This is a genomic window from Cupriavidus consociatus (assembly GCF_017814975.1).
GTDB lineage: Bacteria > Pseudomonadota > Gammaproteobacteria > Burkholderiales > Burkholderiaceae > Cupriavidus > Cupriavidus consociatus.
This window is the reverse complement of record NZ_JAGIQA010000016.1, coordinates 161,473-178,875: the sequence shown is the minus strand read 5'-3', so window position 1 is coordinate 178,875 and position 17,403 is coordinate 161,473. Positions and strand designations below refer to the sequence as shown.

Genomic DNA, 17,403 nt, shown 5'->3' with positions numbered 1-17,403 from the left:
GTAGGTCATCGCCAGGCTCTTATTGTGCAAAACCCCTCGACAGCGTGTGCTGCGAGGGGTTTTTGCTTTGGCGCGGCCGCTCACATCCCGCTCCGGGAGCTCCGCCAGGCGCTTCAGAGCCTCCAGGAGCCGTCTTGCGAAGCCCCTATAGGGTGAGAACGCAGAAATCTAAACTGCGCTTGTGGGAGCAGCAGGCGGCATCGAGCACCACGCCGGAACGCCTGCCCTAGCCAGATTAAGTACAGCATCCGCAATGGAAAGTGCTTGACAGGCAAGGCAAAGAGCCCCATAATCGATAGTTCTCTGCGGAGAGGTGCCCGAGTGGCTAAAGGGGGCAGACTGTAAATCTGTTGGCTTACGCCTACGCTGGTTCGAATCCAGCCCTCTCCACCAGAATGCAAGACGGCAGCCGGCTATGCCGGTGAAGAAGCAGGAAAGAACCGGGCGGGTGTAGCTCAATGGTAGAGCAGAAGCCTTCCAAGCTTACGACGAGGGTTCGATTCCCTTCACCCGCTCCAGTCGTGCGGTTGCTGTCATAAAGTAGTACGTCTAGTTTCGCCCATGTGGCTCAGTGGTAGAGCACTCCCTTGGTAAGGGAGAGGTCGGCAGTTCGATCCTGCCCATGGGCACCAAATACCACCGCACTGGCAATATCGCTACCGAGACAGGAGTCGCGCAATGGCAAAGGAAAAGTTCGAGCGGACTAAGCCGCACGTGAACGTTGGTACGATTGGTCACGTTGACCATGGCAAGACCACGCTGACCGCAGCGATCGCCACGGTGCTGGCTGCCAAGTTCGGCGGTGCCGCCAAGAAGTACGACGAAATCGACGCAGCGCCGGAAGAGAAGGCACGCGGTATTACCATCAATACCGCCCACGTCGAGTACGAGACGGCCAACCGCCATTACGCGCACGTTGACTGCCCGGGCCACGCCGACTACGTGAAGAACATGATCACGGGTGCCGCCCAGATGGACGGCGCGATCCTGGTGTGCTCGGCCGCTGACGGCCCGATGCCGCAAACGCGTGAGCACATCCTGCTGGCCCGTCAGGTCGGCGTGCCGTACATCATCGTGTTCCTGAACAAGTGCGACATGGTGGACGACGCTGAACTGCTCGAGCTGGTCGAGATGGAAGTTCGCGAACTGCTGTCGAAGTACGAATTCCCCGGCGACGACACCCCGATCATCAAGGGTTCGGCCAAGCTGGCGCTGGAAGGCGACAAGGGCGACCTGGGCGAAGAAGCCATCATGCGCCTGGCCGACGCGCTGGACACCTACATCCCGACGCCGGAGCGTGCCGTTGACGGTACCTTCCTGATGCCGGTGGAAGACGTGTTCTCGATCTCGGGTCGCGGCACCGTGGTGACCGGCCGTATCGAGCGCGGCATCATCAAGGTCGGCGAAGAAATCGAAATCGTCGGTATCCGCCCGACCGTGAAGACCACCTGCACCGGCGTGGAAATGTTCCGCAAGCTGCTGGACCAGGGCCAGGCTGGCGACAACGTCGGTCTGCTGCTGCGCGGCACCAAGCGTGAAGACGTCGAGCGCGGCCAGGTGCTGTGCAAGCCGGGTTCGATCAAGCCGCACACCCACTTCACCGGCGAGGTGTACATCCTGTCGAAGGACGAAGGCGGCCGTCACACCCCGTTCTTCAACAACTACCGCCCGCAGTTCTACTTCCGTACGACCGACGTGACCGGCTCGATCGAGCTGCCGAAGGACAAGGAAATGGTCATGCCGGGTGACAACGTGTCGATCACCGTCAAGCTGATCGCCCCGATCGCCATGGAAGAAGGCCTGCGCTTCGCCATCCGCGAAGGCGGCCGTACCGTCGGCGCCGGCGTCGTGGCAAAGATCCTCGACTAAGCTGTTCGATTGCGAGCGCGGCACCAACCGGCCGCGTTCGTTGCCAGAAAAGGGTTGGCGCAAGCGTCAGCTCTAAGTAGTTCTAGGGGTATAGCTCAACTGGCAGAGCGTCGGTCTCCAAAACCGAAGGTTGGGGGTTCGATTCCCTCTGCCCCTGCCAAATCAATCAGCCGCGTCGCGAGGAGCAATCGTGACGCGGCTTAGTCTCGTTTGCGAAACATGGCCAATCCCAATGTTGAAACCGTGAACGCCAACAGCGGCAAGTGGATGCTCGGCGTCGCGGTGCTGCTGGTGGTTGCCGGCGTCATCGGTTTCTATGCTCTAGCACAGCAACCGTCTTATGTACGTGGCGCTGCGCTGTTCGGCGGTATTGCACTGGGTGTAGTGGTTGCACTGGTCTCGGCACCGGGCAAGGACTTCATTGGATTCGCCAAGGAATCGTATCGGGAAGTTCGCAAGGTCGTCTGGCCGACGCGCAAGGAAGCCGGACAGATGACGGGCCTGGTCTTTGTCTTCGTTGTCATCATGGCACTGTTCCTGTGGTCGGCGGACAAGCTCATCGAGTGGGTCGTGTTCTCGCTCGTACTGGGCTGGAAATAAGAGGTAGCACATGACCGATAACGCTCAGCAGGAAAACACCGCGCCGGAATCGCCTTCGTCGAAGAAGCGCTGGTATGTCGTGCATGCCTACTCCGGCATGGAGAAGAGCGTGCAGCGCGCGCTGCAGGAGCGCATCGACCGCGCCGAGATGCAGGACAAGTTTGGCCGCATCCTGGTGCCGTCCGAAGAAGTCGTGGAAATCAAGGGCGGCCACAAGTCGGTCACCGAACGCCGTTTCTTCCCGGGCTACGTGCTGGTGGAAATGGAAATGACCGACGAAACCTGGCACCTGGTGAAGAACACCAGCAAGGTCACCGGTTTCGTGGGCGGCGCCCGCAACCGCCCGAGCCCGATTTCGCAGCGTGAAGTCGACAAGATCATGACCCAGATGCAGGAAGGGGTCGAGAAGCCTCGTCCGAAGACGCTGTTCGAAGTGGGCGAAATGGTGCGCGTCAAGGACGGCCCGTTCACCGACTTCAACGGCAACGTGGAAGAAGTGAACTACGAGAAATCGCGCCTGCGCGTCTCGGTCACCATCTTCGGACGTGCAACGCCGGTCGAGCTTGAGTTCGGCCAGGTCGAGAAGGTTTAAGGAATTTGCCGGTTGTCGCTCGAAAGGGCGGGAACCGGCAACGGCAGTGCCTCAGGGCGTTGCCAAAGAGGAGCGTGAGGCCGTGCCACCGGTGCGGCGACAGCGCGTTACGACTCAACAGGATCGCCTTCCCCGAGTGGAGCGATCCGGATTGGAGTAGAGATGGCCAAGAAGATCATTGGCTTTATCAAGCTGCAGATTCCGGCTGGTAAGGCAAATCCCTCCCCGCCCGTTGGTCCCGCACTGGGTCAGCGTGGTCTGAACATTATGGAGTTCTGCAAGGCGTTCAACGCCCAGACCCAAGGCATGGAGCCTGGTCTGCCGGTGCCGGTGGTGATTACCGCCTTCGCTGACAAGAGCTTCACCTTCGTGATGAAGTCGCCGCCGGCGACCGTGCTGATCAAGAAGGCAGCCGGCATCACCAAGGGTTCGCCGAAGCCCCACACGGACAAGGTTGGCAAGATCACCCGCGCCCAGGCTGAAGAAATCGCCAAGGCCAAGAACGCTGACCTGACCGCCGCCGACCTGGACGCCGCCGTGCGTACCATCGCCGGTTCGGCTCGTTCGATGGGCATCACCGTGGAGGGTCTGTAAATGGCTAAGGTTTCCAAGCGCGTCGCCGCCAACAAGGCGAAGATCGAGCGTACCAAGTTCTACCCGATCGACGAGGCCCTGGGCCTGGTGAAGGGCTGCGCCTCGGCGAAGTTCGACGAATCGATCGACGTGGCCGTGCAACTGGGCATCGACGCCAAGAAGTCGGACCAGGTGGTTCGTGGTTCCGTGGTGCTGCCCGCCGGTACCGGCAAGTCGGTGCGCGTGGCTGTGTTCGCCCAGAGCGACAAGGCCGAGGCCGCCAAGGCCGCCGGTGCTGACATCGTCGGCATGGAAGACCTGGCCGAGCAAGTCAAGGCCGGCAACCTGAACTTCGACGTCGTGATCGCTTCGCCGGACACGATGCGTATCGTCGGTACGCTGGGCCAGATCCTGGGCCCGCGCGGCCTGATGCCGAACCCGAAGGTCGGTACCGTGACCCCCGATGTGGCCCAGGCTGTGAAGAACGCCAAGGCCGGTCAGGTCCAGTTCCGTGTCGACAAGGCCGGTATCATCCACGCCACCATCGGCCGTCGCTCGTTCGAAGACGCCGCGCTGAAGAGCAACCTGTCGGCGCTGCTGGACGCACTGGTCAAGGCCAAGCCGGCTACCAGCAAGGGCGTGTACCTGCGCAAGATCGCCGTTTCGTCGACCATGGGCGTCGGCGTGCGTGTCGACCAGGCGACGCTGGCTGCCTGAGCTGACGGCAAGTTGCTGACCGGCACCCGATAACACCGGTCGGCAAGAAGAATTGAAGACCCTGGCCAATGGCGAGGGTCGTCTCCGGACCGCAAGGAATGGAGCATGGCTTTGGGCAGTGGTGCCCGCCGGATGCGCAAGCACCGGCAAGGCGCCGCTGGTTATCAAAGACCGCTGGTGTCCTTGTCCGCGGCAGTGATGCGGAAAGGGCTTAATCGGTCGGAACGTGTGGGAAGGCTTCCAAGCCTGAGCGACGTCTTCCGGCCAGCCAGCGCAGATGGCGCACCCGAAGGGATTGAAGCAACCGGGCACTGACCCGGGTGATTCGGGCCAATCGGACGCCGTTCGTTTGTGCTGACGTGAAGGCTCCGGTATTGCCGGAGACACAAGCGTCATTTTGGAGCTTAACCGTGCCACTCAATATTGAAGATAAGAAGGCCGTCGTTGCTGAGGTCTCGGCGCAAGTCGCCAAGGCCCAGACCATCGTCGTCGCCGAATATCGCGGCATTGCGGTTGGCGATCTGACCAAGCTGCGTGCTGCCGCTCGCCAGCAAGGCGTGTACCTGCGTGTTCTGAAGAACACGCTGGCTCGCCGTGCCGTCGAAGGTACGCCGTTTGCAGGCCTCGCAGAGCAGATGACCGGTCCGCTGATCTACGGTATTTCCGAAGATGCAGTGGCCTCGGCCAAGGTTCTGAACGACTTCGCCAAGACCAACGACAAGCTGGTCCTGCGCGCCGGGTCGTATGACGGCAAGGTTCTCGACGCTGCCGCCGTGAAGGCGCTGGCCTCGATCCCGAGCCGCGACGAACTGATTGCTCAGCTGCTGGGCGTGATGCAGGCACCGGTGTCGGGCTTCGCCCGTCTGCTGGCTGCCCTGGCCGCCAAGAAGGAAGAAGGCGCTCCCGCGGAAGCGGAAGCTGCTGGCGCCTAAGGCAATCCAGGCCGCGCATCGAAAGATCGCATTACCGATACCGAATCAAATCTAGTAGGAGTATTTCAAATGGCAATCACCAAAGACGACATCCTGGAAGCCGTTGGCGCGATGTCCGTGATGGAACTGAACGACCTGGTCAAGGCGTTCGAAGAGAAGTTTGGCGTGTCGGCTGCTGCCATGGCCGTGGCTGCTGCTCCGGGCGCTGGCGGTGCCGCTGCTGCTGAAGAGCAGACCGAGTTCAACGTGATCCTGGCCGAAGTCGGCGCCAACAAGGTTGGCGTGATTAAGGCGGTTCGCGAAATCACCGGCCTGGGCCTGAAGGAAGCCAAGGACCTGGTCGATGGCGCACCGAAGCCCGTCAAGGAAGGCGTGGACAAGGCCGCTGCTGCCGAAGCCAAGAAGAAGCTGGAAGACGCCGGCGCCAAGGTCGACGTCAAGTAATGCTGTACTCGCGTGCCCTTGCGGCACGCGAATGGGGCTGGCAAAGGGAAATTTCCCGGCGCCAGCCTTTTTGCGCTTGTGCGATTGTGTTTTAGTCACCACTCCGCACAGGGGCAAAATCGCAAAAAGTGATGTTTGAGAGTCCCGGCAGCACTTGATTTGCCGGCAACTCAGCAGAGGCCAAACATCAGTGGCACACTAAGTGGTTGCTGCTGATGTTTGTCTTCTGAACCGACTGCAGAAGACAAGTTTGGTCGGGTGTCCCCCGGGCGAGTGCAGGCGTTGCGCTGATGCGACGACCACACCGCCCGCAGCGTGCGGACACCGTCAGCCAGAGGTTGGTAGCGGCCAACCGCCAAATCCCCTCCCAGTCGCTGAACACCTCAGGTACGGCCAGGTCCAGCCGTCCTGCGATGATTCGGAGATCCCATGGCGTACAGCTTCACCGAAAAGAAGCGCATTCGCAAAAGTTTTGCGAAGCGCGCGACGGTACATCAGGTTCCATTCCTGCTTGCTACTCAGATTGAATCCTACACCCAGTTCTTGCAAGCGGAAACGCCGACCGCGCGTCGCAAGAGCGAAGGCCTCCAGGCCGCTTTCAACGCAATCTTCCCGATCTCCTCGCATAACGGGCTCGCCCGTATGGAGTTCGTCTCGTATCACCTGTCCAACCCGCCGTTCGACGTCAAGGAATGTCAACAGCGTGGCCTGACCTTCCACTCGGCCCTGCGCGCCAAGGTTCGCCTGATCATCAACGATCGCGAGAACCCGGGCAAGGTCAAGGAAGTGAAGGAGCAGGAAGTCTACATGGGTGAGATCCCCCTGATGACTTCCACCGGTTCGTTCGTGATCAATGGCACCGAGCGCGTCATCGTCTCGCAGCTGCACCGCTCGCCGGGCGTGTTCTTCGAGCACGACAAGGGCAAGACCCACAGCTCGGGCAAGCTGCTGTTCTCGGCACGTATCATCCCCTACCGCGGCTCGTGGCTGGACTTCGAATTCGACCCGAAGGACATCCTGTACTTCCGCGTCGACCGCCGCCGCAAGATGCCGGTGACGATCCTGCTGAAGTCGATCGGCCTGACCCCGGAACAGATCCTCGCGCACTTCTTCGTGTTCGACAACTTCACGCTGCAGTCGGAAGGCGCGCAACTGGAGTTCGTGCCCGAGCGCCTGCGCGGTGAAGTCGCGCGCTTCGACATCGCCGACAAGAACGGCCGCGTGGTCGTCGAGAAGGACAAGCGGATCAACGCCAAGCACATCCGCGACCTGGACTCGGCCGGCACCAAGCTCATCAGCGTGCCGGAAGACTACCTGCTGGGCCGCGTGCTGGCCAAGAACATCATCGACCCGGATACCGGCGAGGTGATTGCCAACGCCAACGACGAGCTGACCGAAACGCTGCTGGAAAACCTGCGCGAAGCCGGCGTCAAGCAGATCCAGACCCTGTACACCAACGATCTGGACCAGGGCCCGTACATGTCGCAGACCCTGCGCGTGGACGAGACCGCCGACCAGACCGCTGCGCGTATCGCGATCTACCGCATGATGCGCCCGGGCGAGCCGCCGACCGAGGAAGCCGTGGAAGCGCTGTTCCAGCGCCTGTTCTACAGCGAAGAGTCGTACGACCTGTCGCGCGTTGGCCGCATGAAGGTCAACAGCCGCCTGGGCCGCCCCAGCGGTGAAGGCGCCATGGTGCTGCAGGACGAGGACATCCTCGAGACCATCAAGATCCTGGTCAACCTGCGCAACGGCAAGGGTGAGGTCGATGACATCGACCACCTGGGCAACCGTCGCGTGCGTTGCGTCGGCGAACTGGCCGAGAACCAGTTCCGCGCCGGGCTGTCGCGCGTGGAGCGTGCCGTCAAGGAACGTCTGGGCCAGGCCGAGACCGAGAACCTGATGCCGCACGACCTGATCAACTCCAAGCCGATCTCGTCGGCGATCCGCGAGTTCTTCGGTTCGTCGCAGCTGTCGCAGTTCATGGACCAGACCAACCCGCTGTCCGAGATCACGCACAAGCGCCGTGTCTCCGCACTGGGCCCGGGCGGTCTGACGCGCGAGCGCGCGGGCTTTGAAGTCCGCGACGTGCACCCGACCCACTACGGCCGCGTGTGCCCGATCGAAACGCCGGAAGGCCCGAACATTGGTCTGATCAACTCGCTGGCACTGTATGCGCGCCTGAACGAGTACGGCTTCCTGGAAACCCCGTACCGCAAGGTCGAGAACAGCAAGCTGACCGACCAGGTCGACTACCTGTCCGCGATCGAGGAAGGCAAGTACGTGGTGGCGCAGGCCAACGCGACCGTCGATGCTGACGGCAACCTGACCGACGAACTGGTGTCGGCGCGTGAAGGCTCCGAGCGTGAAACCCGTATGGTGACGCCGGACCGCGTGCAGTACATCGACGTGGCGCCGTCGCAGATCGTGTCGGCCGCTGCCTCGCTGGTGCCGTTCCTGGAACACGACGACGCGAACCGTGCACTGATGGGCGCGAACATGCAGCGTCAGGCCGTGCCTTGCCTGCGTCCGGACAAGCCGCTGGTCGGTACCGGCATCGAGCGCACCGTTGCGGTCGACTCGGGTACTGCCGTGCAGGCGATGCGTGGCGGCGTGGTCGACTATGTCGACGCGATGCGTATCGTGATCCGCGTGAACGACGACGAAGCCGTGGCCGGTGAAGTCGGCGTGGACATCTACAACCTGATCAAGTACACGCGCTCGAACCAGAACACCAACATCAACCAGCGTCCGATGGTCAAGGTGGGCGACCACGTGGCCCGCGGCGACGTCATCGCCGACGGCGCCTCGACCGACCTGGGCGAGCTGGCCCTGGGCCAGAACATGCTGGTGGCGTTCATGCCGTGGAACGGCTACAACTTCGAGGATTCGATCCTGATCTCGGAGCGTGTGGTGGCCGAAGACCGCTATACCTCGATCCACATCGAGGAACTGTCGGTCGTTGCCCGCGACACCAAGCTGGGACCTGAGGAAATCACGCGCGATATCTCGAACCTGGCCGAAGCCCAGCTGGCTCGCCTGGACGAGTCGGGCATCACCTACATCGGCGCCGAGGTTGAAGCCGGCGACGTGCTGGTGGGCAAGGTCACGCCGAAGGGCGAAACCCAGCTGACGCCGGAAGAGAAGCTGCTGCGCGCGATCTTCGGCGAGAAGGCATCGGACGTGAAGGACACCTCGCTGCGCGTGCCGTCGGGCATGAGCGGCATCGTGATCGACGTCCAGGTCTTCACCCGCGAAGGCGTGACCCGCGACAAGCGTGCCCAGTCGATCATCGACGACGAACTGAAGCGCTACCGCCTGGACCTGAACGACCAGCTGCGTATCGTGGAAGGCGATGCCTTCCAGCGTCTGGAGCGCCTGCTGATCGACAAGACCGTGAACGGCGGTCCGAAGAAGCTGGCCAAGGGTGCCAAGATCACCAAGGAATACCTGGCTGACGTCGACAAGTACCACTGGTTCGACATCCGTCCGGCGGACGAGGAACTGGCTGCCCAGCTGGAAGCCGTCAAGGAAGCCATCGAGCAGAAGCGTCATGAGTTCGACCTGGCCTTCGAAGAGAAGCGCAAGAAGCTGACGCAGGGCGACGAACTGCCGCCGGGCGTGATCAAGATGGTCAAGGTCTACCTGGCCGTCAAGCGCCGCCTGCAGCCTGGCGACAAGATGGCAGGCCGTCACGGTAACAAGGGTGTGGTGTCGAAGATCGTCCCGATCGAAGACATGCCGTACATGGCGGACGGTACCCCGGCCGACATCGTGCTGAACCCCCTGGGCGTGCCGTCGCGGATGAACGTGGGCCAGATTCTGGAAACCCACCTCGGCTGGGCCGCGCGCGGCCTGGGCCAGCGCATCGGCGACATGCTCAAGGCATCGGCCAAGGCGCAGGAACTGCGCACGCTGCTCTCGCAGATCTACAACGAGAGCGGCAAGCCGGAGGACCTGGACAGCCTGAGCGACGCCGAAGTGCTGGAGCTGGCGCACAACCTGAAGAAGGGCGTGCCGTTCGCGACGCCGGTGTTCGATGGTGCGCACGAGACCGAAATCAAGCGCATGCTCGACCTGGCCTACCCGGACGAGATTGCTGCCGAGAAGGGCCTGACGGCTTCCAAGCAGCAGGTCACGCTGCACGACGGCCGCACCGGCGAAGCGTTCGAGCGTCCGGTCACGCTGGGTGTGATGCACATGCTGAAGCTGCACCACCTGGTTGACGACAAGATGCACGCACGTTCCACCGGCCCGTACTCGCTGGTGACGCAGCAGCCGCTGGGCGGCAAGGCCCAGTTCGGTGGCCAGCGTTTCGGTGAGATGGAAGTGTGGGCACTGGAAGCCTACGGCGCGTCGTACGTGCTGCAGGAAATGCTGACGGTCAAGTCCGATGACGTGAACGGCCGTACCAAGGTGTACGAGAACATCGTCAAGGGCGAGCACTCGATCGATGCCGGCATGCCGGAATCGTTCAACGTGCTGGTGAAGGAAATCCGCTCGCTGGGTATCGACATCGACCTCGATCGCTACTGATCGAGCCGATGCGGGTGCCGGCTGCGGCCGGCACCCACCAGCGCAGGATTTCCCACAGAATGAATGCCATCGCCCCGGACAGACTCCGGGCTGGTGGCGAAACAAGGAGTTGCAATGAAAGCATTGCTCGATCTCTTTAAGCAGGTACAGCAGGAAGAGCAGTTCGACGCGATCAAGATCGGCCTGGCCTCGCCCGAGAAGATTCGTTCGTGGTCGTACGGCGAAGTGAAGAAGCCGGAAACGATCAACTACCGTACGTTCAAGCCGGAACGCGACGGCCTCTTCTGCGCCAAGATCTTTGGCCCGATCAAGGACTACGAGTGCCTGTGCGGCAAGTACAAGCGCCTGAAGCACCGCGGCGTGATCTGCGAGAAGTGCGGCGTTGAAGTGACGCTGGCCAAGGTGCGCCGCGAGCGCATGGGCCACATCGAACTGGCCGCGCCGACCGCGCACATCTGGTTCCTGAAGTCGCTGCCGTCGCGTCTGGGCATGGTCCTGGACATGACGCTGCGCGACATCGAGCGCGTGCTGTACTTCGAAGCTTTCGTGGTGCTCGAACCCGGCATGACCCCGCTCAAGAAGAGCCAGATCATGTCGGAAGACGACTACCTGGCGAAATGCGACGAGTACGGCGAGGGCGAGTTCGTCGCCATGATGGGTGCCGAGGGCATCCGTGAGCTGCTGCGCGGCATCGACATCGAGAAGCAGATCGAACAGATCCGCGCCGAGCTGCAGGCCACCGGTTCCGAAGCCAAGATCAAGAAGTTCGCCAAGCGCCTGAAGGTGCTCGAGGCCTTCCAGCGTTCGGGCATCAAGCCCGAGTGGATGATCCTTGAAGTGCTGCCGGTGCTGCCGCCCGAGCTGCGTCCGCTGGTGCCGCTGGACGGCGGCCGCTTTGCGACCTCGGACCTGAACGACCTGTATCGCCGCGTCATCAACCGTAACAACCGCCTGAAGCGCCTGCTGGAGCTGAAGGCGCCCGAGATCATCGTGCGCAACGAAAAGCGCATGCTGCAGGAAGCGGTTGACTCGCTGCTGGACAACGGCCGTCGCGGCAAGGCGATGACCGGTGCCAACAAGCGTCCGCTGAAGTCCCTGGCCGAAATGATCAAGGGCAAGGGCGGCCGTTTCCGTCAGAACCTGCTGGGCAAGCGCGTCGACTACTCGGGCCGTTCGGTCATCGTGGTGGGCCCGACGCTGAAGCTGCACCAGTGCGGCCTGCCCAAGCTGATGGCGCTCGAGCTGTTCAAGCCGTTCATCTTCCACAAGCTGGAAACGATGGGCATCGCCACCACCATCAAGGCGGCGAAGAAGGAAGTCGAAAGCCAGACCCCGGTGGTGTGGGACATCCTCGAAGAGGTGATTCGCGAGCACCCGGTGATGCTGAACCGTGCGCCGACGCTGCACCGCCTGGGCATCCAGGCGTTCGAGCCGGTGCTGATCGAAGGCAAGGCCATCCAGCTGCACCCGCTGGTCTGCGCGGCATTCAACGCCGACTTCGACGGTGACCAGATGGCTGTCCACGTCCCGCTGTCGCTGGAAGCGCAGATGGAAGCCCGCACCCTGATGCTGGCCTCCAACAACGTGCTGTTCCCGGCCAACGGCGACCCGTCGATCGTGCCGTCGCAAGACGTGGTGCTGGGTCTGTATTACACGACCCGCGACAAGATCAACGGCCGCGGTGAGGGCATGACCTTCGCCGACATCAGCGAAGTGATCCGCGCCTACGAGAACAAGGAAGTCGAGCTGGCTTCCCGCGTGAACGTGCGTATCACCGAGTATGAGCTGGTCGACAAGGACGCCGAAGGCGACGCCCGTTTCGCACCCAAGATCACGCTGCAGGCCACCACGGTCGGCCGCGCGATCCTGTCCGAGATCCTGCCGAAGGGCCTGCCGTTCTCGGTGCTGAACAAGCCGCTCAAGAAGAAGGAAATCTCGCGCCTGATCAACACCGCATTCCGCAAGTGCGGTCTGCGCGAGACCGTGATCTTCGCCGACAAGCTGCTGCAGTCGGGCTTCCGCCTGGCAACCCGCGCCGGTATCTCGATCGCCATCGACGACATGCTGGTGCCGCCCGCCAAGGAGAAGATCATTGCCGAGGCCTCGGCCAAGGTGAAGGAATACGACAAGCAGTACATGTCGGGTCTGGTGACCGACCAGGAACGCTACAACAACGTCGTGGATATCTGGGGCGCCGCCGGCGACCAGGTGGGCAAGGCGATGATGGAGCAGCTCCAGCACGAGGACGTGGTCGACCGCGAAGGCAAGACCGTGAAGCAAGAGTCGTTCAACTCCATCTACATGATGGCCGACTCGGGCGCACGGGGTTCCGCCGCGCAGATCCGCCAGCTGGCCGGTATGCGTGGCCTGATGGCCAAGCCGGATGGCTCGATCATTGAAACGCCGATTACGGCGAACTTCCGCGAAGGCCTGAACGTTCTGCAGTACTTCATCTCGACCCACGGTGCCCGTAAGGGTCTGGCGGATACGGCACTGAAGACCGCGAACTCGGGTTACCTGACCCGTCGTCTGGTCGACGTGACCCAGGATCTGGTCGTGGTGGAAGACGATTGCGGCACCTCCAACGGCGTGGCCATGAAGGCCCTGGTCGAAGGCGGTGAAGTGATCGAAGCCCTGCGCGACCGTATCCTCGGCCGTGTGACCGTGGCCGACGTGGTGAACCCGGAAACCCAGGAAACCGCGATCGAATCCGGCACGCTGCTGGACGAAGACCTGGTCGAGCTGATTGACAACATCGGCGTGGACGAAGTCAAGGTCCGCACCCCGCTGTCGTGCGACACGCGCTACGGCCTGTGCGGCAAGTGCTATGGCCGCGACCTGGGCCGCGGCGTGCTGGTGAACTCCGGCGAAGCGGTGGGCGTGATTGCCGCCCAGTCGATTGGTGAGCCGGGCACGCAGCTGACCATGCGTACGTTCCACATCGGTGGTGCGGCATCGCGTGCGGCAGTGGCATCGAGCGTGGAAGCCAAGGCGACCGGTACCGTGCGTTTCACGGCGACCATGCGTTACGTCACCAATGCGAAGGGCGAACTGATCGTCATCTCGCGTTCGGGCGAGGCGCTGATCACCGACGACCATGGCCGCGAGCGCGAGCGCCACAAGATCCCGTATGGCGCCACGCTGCTGGTGCAGGACGGCCAGGCGATCAAGGCTGGCACGCAGCTGGCCACGTGGGACGCGCTGACTCGCCCGATCGTTTCGGAATACACCGGTACGACCAAGTTCGAGAACGTCGAAGAAGGCGTGACCGTCGCCAAGCAGATGGACGAAGTCACCGGCCTGTCGACCCTGGTGGTGATCGACGCCAAGCGCCGCACGGCTGCAACCAAGGGCATTCGCCCGCAGGTGAAGCTGCTCGACGCCAACGGCCAGGAAGTCAAGATCCCGGGCACGGACCACTCCGTGACCATCGGCTTCCAGGTCGGCGCGCTGATTACCGTGAAGGACGGCCAGCAGGTGCACGTGGGTGAAGTGCTCGCGCGTATCCCGACCGAATCGCAGAAGACCCGCGACATTACCGGTGGTCTGCCGCGTGTGGCCGAGCTGTTCGAAGCGCGATCGCCGAAGGACGCCGCCGTGCTGGCGGAAGTCACCGGCACGACCTCGTTCGGCAAGGACACCAAGGGCAAGCAGCGCCTGGTCATCACCGACCTGGACGGCAATGCCCACGAGTTCCTGATCGCGAAGGAAAAGCAGGTGCTGGTGCACGACGGCCAGGTGGTGAACAAGGGCGAAATGATCGTGGAAGGTCCGGCGGACCCGCACGACATCCTGCGCCTGAAGGGCATCGAAGAGCTGGCGCACTACATCGTGGACGAAGTGCAGGACGTGTACCGTCTGCAGGGCGTGAAGATCAACGACAAGCACATCGAGGTGATTGTTCGCCAGATGCTGCGTCGCGTGCAGATCGTCGATGTGGGCGACACCAAGTTCATCCCGGGTGAACAGGTGGAGCGTTCGGAACTGCTCGACGAGAACGACCGCGTGATCGCCGAAGGCAAGCGTCCGGCAACCTACGAGAACCTGCTGCTGGGTATTACCAAGGCGTCGCTGTCGACCGACAGCTTCATCTCGGCGGCATCGTTCCAGGAAACCACGCGCGTGCTGACCGAAGCCGCGATCATGGGCAAGACCGACGACCTGCGCGGTCTGAAGGAAAACGTGATCGTGGGCCGTCTGATCCCGGCCGGTACCGGCCTGGCCTACCACCGTGCCCGCAAGGCACGCGAGGCCTCCGAGCGCGAACGCGCCCAGGCGATCGCCGAAGAAGAGCAGTCGCTCTTCATCGAGCCGCCGCCCGTGGTGCAGGCGACGACCGAGGGTGAGGGCGACAACGCCTGATCTTGCAGTACTGAATGCCCGCCGCAAGGCGGTCGAAAGCCCGGCTGATCCAGCCGGGTTTTTTTTTTATGTCCGCGCTGGCGTGGCCTTTCGTGAGAAACGTCGGAGAGTTTGCCCGCCAGTCGCGGTGGCCGGGTCCCTTAGTGGTAAGGTTACGGCTTTTCCGGCTTCAGCAATTCCGCAGTCCATGTCGCAAGCATTGGCGATCCTCAAGGATGTCTTCGGCTACCACGCCTTCCGCGGGCGCCAGGCCGAGATCATCGACCACGTTGCCGAAGGCGGCGACAGCCTGGTGCTGATGCCGACCGGCGGCGGCAAGTCGCTGTGCTACCAGATTCCGGCACTGCTGCGCCAGCGTACGGGGCAGGGCGTCGGCATCGTGGTATCGCCGCTGATCGCGTTGATGCAGGACCAGGTCGCGGCGCTGACCGAAGCGGGCGTGCGCGCCGCGGTACTGAATTCGACGCTGACCGGTTCGGAAGCGTCCGCGGTCGAGCGCGACCTGCTGGCAGGCAGGGTGGAGATCCTCTACGTCGCACCCGAGCGGCTGATGACGCCGCGCTTCCTCGACCTGCTCGAGCGGACCCGCGTCGGACTGTTCGCCATCGACGAGGCGCATTGCGTATCGCAGTGGGGCCATGATTTCCGGCCGGAATACATCCAACTGTCGGTGCTGCACGAGCGCTTCCCGTACGTGCCGCGCATCGCCCTGACCGCTACCGCGGACGCACTGACGCGCAACGAGATCATCGAGCGGCTGGCGCTGGACGACGCCCGCGTCTTCATCTCCAGCTTTGACCGGCCCAATATTCGCTACCGCATTGTCGAGAAGGACAATGCGCGCCAGCAATTGCTGGCCTTTATCAAGGCCGAGCACACCGCCGCCGACGGCACCCACGACAGCGGCATCGTCTACTGCCTGTCGCGCAAGAAGGTGGAGGACACCGCGGCGTGGCTGGAAGGGCACGGCATCAACGCGCTGCCCTACCACGCCGGCATGGACCCAGGCACGCGCCAGCGCCACCAGGCACGCTTCCGCGAAGAAGAAGGGCTGGTGATGGTGGCCACCATTGCCTTCGGCATGGGGATCGACAAGCCGGACGTCCGCTTCGTCGCTCACCTTGACCTGCCCAAGAGCATGGAAGGCTACTACCAGGAGACGGGCCGTGCCGGGCGCGACGGATTGCCCGCCAATGCCTGGATGGCCTACGGCCTCGGTGACGTGGTGCAGCAGAAGCGCATGATCGACGAGTCCGACGCGGACGAGGCGTTCAAGCGCGTGTCGTCGTCCAAGCTCGATGCGCTACTGGGTTTGTGCGAGACTGCCGGCTGCCGGCGCCAGCGCATCCTTGCGTACTTTGAAGAAGCCAGCGAGCCCTGTGGCAACTGCGACACCTGCCTGGAACCGCCGGCCACCTGGGATGGCACGCGCGAGGCGCAGATGGCGCTGTCATGCGTGTACCGCACCGCGCAGGCAAGCCGGGTCCACTTTGGCTCGACGCACCTGATCGACGTACTGCGCGGCAATGCGTCGGAGAAGATCAAGCAGTGGGGCCATGACAAGGTATCGACCTTCGGCATCGGCAAGGACCGTTCGGTGCATGAGTGGCACACGGTCTTTCGCCAGCTGATCGCCCAGGGCTTGCTGTTGATCGACCATGGCGGCCACGGCGCGCTGCTGCTGGGCGAACGCGCGCGCGATGTGCTCAAGGGCGAGCGACAGATCATCCTGCGACGCCAGGCTGCCAAGCCGGGCAAATCCGGCGAACGCGCGGCGCGCGGCAACCGCATCGACCATACCGCGGACATGGATGCCGACACGCTGGCCAACTGGGAGGCGCTGCGCCGCTGGCGCACCGAGGCCGCGCGCGAGCACGGCGTACCGGCCTACGTGATCTTCCATGACGCCACGCTGGCAGAACTGGCGCGTACTGCGCCGGACTCGCTCTCGGCAATGCAAGGCATTCCCGGGATTGGTGCATCCAAGCTGGAGCGCTACGGGCAGGGCATCCTTGACACCCTGCGCGACGTCTAGCCACCGCTGTTTCCATCCGGTTATACGGCTTGACGGTATACGATTCCGCTGCTAGGATGGCAGATTCGAGTTTTTGGCTTTGGATTTCGCTCGCCCGTCGGATAAGTGGCTTTCATGCCGCTGCTGGCAAGCCTTCCGGACCGGTTTTGATGGACCGGTGGCGGCAGACGCGGGATCCGGGTGCCGGCTCGCGCTCTTTGGCATGCTGTTACCGCACAGTCCCGTCTCCAGAGCGCGCCCGCTCATCTCTCCCGCCCAAAAACCCGTAGTTGCCTCTCCAGCCTGGCGCATGCCGGCGCGAGGGGCGTTTTTCGTAAAACCAAGCTGGATTGAACAATGCCAACTATCAACCAACTGGTTCGCAAGCCGCGCGTCTCTGAAGTCATCAAGAGCAAGAGCCCGGCGCTTGAGAACTGCCCCCAGCGCCGTGGTGTGTGCACCCGCGTGTACACCACGACGCCGAAGAAGCCGAACTCGGCACTGCGTAAGGTCGCCAAGGTGCGCCTGACCAACGGTTTCGAAGTCATTTCGTACATCGGTGGTGAAGGCCACAACCTGCAGGAACACTCGGTCGTGCTGATTCGCGGCGGCCGTGTGAAGGATCTGCCGGGTGTGCGTTACCACATCGTCCGTGGCTCGCTGGATCTGCAGGGCGTGAAGGACCGCAAGCAGGCCCGTTCGAAGTACGGCGCGAAGCGTCCGAAGGCGGCCTAAGCTTAGGGTGCCTGGGTCTGCGAGATCCA

The 17,403-nt window shown here is 62.8% G+C and carries 11 protein-coding genes and 4 tRNA genes; all 15 read left to right on the top strand.

Features of this window, described 5'->3' with window-relative positions; genetic code table 11:
* Positions 1-307 precede the first annotated feature (307 nt).
* A tRNA-Tyr gene (locus J8I82_RS22400) sits at positions 308-393 on the top strand.
* A 51-nt stretch (positions 394-444) separates the two neighbouring features.
* Positions 445-518: transfer RNA gene (locus tag J8I82_RS22395), tRNA-Gly, on the top strand.
* 39 nt (positions 519-557) lie between these two features.
* A tRNA-Thr gene (locus J8I82_RS22390) sits at positions 558-632 on the top strand.
* A gap of 46 nt (positions 633-678) precedes the next feature.
* Positions 679-1,869 (top strand): elongation factor Tu, encoded by a 1,191-nt coding sequence (gene tuf / locus J8I82_RS22385; protein WP_133098639.1) that lies wholly within the window; start codon positions 679-681, stop codon positions 1,867-1,869.
* Between the two features lie 84 nt (positions 1,870-1,953).
* A tRNA-Trp gene (locus J8I82_RS22380) sits at positions 1,954-2,029 on the top strand.
* 59 nt (positions 2,030-2,088) lie between these two features.
* Positions 2,089-2,469, top strand: a complete 381-nt coding sequence (gene secE, locus J8I82_RS22375) for a preprotein translocase subunit SecE (RefSeq protein ID WP_209761067.1) — start codon at positions 2,089-2,091, stop codon at positions 2,467-2,469.
* A gap of 10 nt (positions 2,470-2,479) precedes the next feature.
* Entirely contained in the window at positions 2,480-3,061 is a 582-nt protein-coding gene (gene nusG / locus J8I82_RS22370; protein ID WP_209761066.1) for a transcription termination/antitermination protein NusG, read from the top strand.
* A 162-nt stretch (positions 3,062-3,223) separates the two neighbouring features.
* A complete protein-coding gene (rplK, locus tag J8I82_RS22365) occupies positions 3,224-3,655 on the top strand; it encodes a 50S ribosomal protein L11 (RefSeq protein WP_010810467.1) in 432 nt (143 codons plus the stop codon).
* On the top strand, positions 3,656-4,351 hold the full coding sequence (gene rplA, locus J8I82_RS22360) for a 50S ribosomal protein L1 (protein WP_209761065.1): 696 nt from the start codon (positions 3,656-3,658) through the stop codon (positions 4,349-4,351).
* A gap of 410 nt (positions 4,352-4,761) precedes the next feature.
* Entirely contained in the window at positions 4,762-5,283 is a 522-nt protein-coding gene (gene rplJ / locus J8I82_RS22355) for a 50S ribosomal protein L10 (protein ID WP_209761064.1), read from the top strand.
* Positions 5,284-5,352: 69 nt separating this feature from the next.
* Positions 5,353-5,727 (top strand): 50S ribosomal protein L7/L12, encoded by a 375-nt coding sequence (gene rplL, locus J8I82_RS22350; protein ID WP_010810464.1) that lies wholly within the window; start codon positions 5,353-5,355, stop codon positions 5,725-5,727.
* Between the two features lie 429 nt (positions 5,728-6,156).
* Positions 6,157-10,263 carry a DNA-directed RNA polymerase subunit beta gene (gene rpoB, locus J8I82_RS22345; RefSeq protein WP_209761063.1) on the top strand — a complete coding sequence of 1,369 codons (4,107 nt, stop codon included), beginning with the start codon at positions 6,157-6,159 and terminating at the stop codon, positions 10,261-10,263.
* A gap of 114 nt (positions 10,264-10,377) precedes the next feature.
* On the top strand, positions 10,378-14,625 hold the full coding sequence (rpoC, locus tag J8I82_RS22340) for a DNA-directed RNA polymerase subunit beta' (RefSeq protein WP_209761062.1): 4,248 nt from the start codon (positions 10,378-10,380) through the stop codon (positions 14,623-14,625).
* Between the two features lie 187 nt (positions 14,626-14,812).
* The gene (recQ, locus tag J8I82_RS22335) at positions 14,813-16,660 is read left to right on the top strand and encodes a DNA helicase RecQ (protein ID WP_209761061.1); all 1,848 of its coding nucleotides are present in this window, start codon (positions 14,813-14,815) and stop codon (positions 16,658-16,660) included.
* A gap of 336 nt (positions 16,661-16,996) precedes the next feature.
* Entirely contained in the window at positions 16,997-17,374 is a 378-nt protein-coding gene (gene rpsL / locus J8I82_RS22330) for a 30S ribosomal protein S12 (protein ID WP_006576501.1), read from the top strand.
* Positions 17,375-17,403 lie beyond the last annotated feature (29 nt).